Annotated in this window: 2 pseudogenes; both read left to right on the plus strand. The window is 53.8% G+C overall.

What is annotated here, in order from left to right:
• Nucleotides 1-327, plus strand: a pseudogene (locus B3F49_RS03970) (glycoside hydrolase); the annotation flags it as partial.
• Nucleotides 318-610, plus strand: a pseudogene (locus B3F49_RS03975) (hypothetical protein); the annotation flags it as partial. The pseudogenes B3F49_RS03970 and B3F49_RS03975, both read left to right, overlap by 10 nt.

A 610-nucleotide genomic window follows, 5' to 3' on the forward strand; every position in this document is an offset into this window, starting at 1 on the left:
CGGGATGGAACAGGCATCGTCGATGCCAGGGTCACCGACGGGCCTTTTCTGCACCGCACCAAGGACGGCACGCTGCTGATGCTCTGGTCAACCGTTTCAGAAGCCGGCTATGCCATGGGCTATGCCAGAAGTACTTCGGGCTCACTGCTTGGTCCCTGGGTACAGCAAGAAAAACCTCTCATCCAGTGTGACGGCGGCCATGGTATGATATTCCGTTCCTTTGAAGGAGTCTTGTATCTGACCTACCACAGTCCCAATAAAACACCCAATGAAAGGCCGTTCTTTGTGGCCTTGGAAGAGAAACAGGGGGCACTGGTATGCCGCTAGCACGAAGATTTCTCGTGCAGGAGCACAATCCACACATTCACTCGTATGATCCAGATGGATTCTTAAGTGTAGGGAACGGAAATTTCACCTATACCGTCGATTGCACGGGTCTGCAGTCCTATCTGCATAATCGAATAGGCAAGACCCCTTTGTGCACGATGAGCTCGTGGGGCATGCACAGCTACAGGGGAAAGGAAACGCCCCGCTACGATCTGCTCAAGCTCAAGCAGTATGACTGTAATGGCAGGAAGGTCGGCTACATGACCGATCCCGCCGGCCAGGA

The organism is Sphaerochaeta sp. UBA5836, from assembly GCF_002432845.1.
Lineage (GTDB): Bacteria > Spirochaetota > Spirochaetia > Sphaerochaetales > Sphaerochaetaceae > Sphaerochaeta.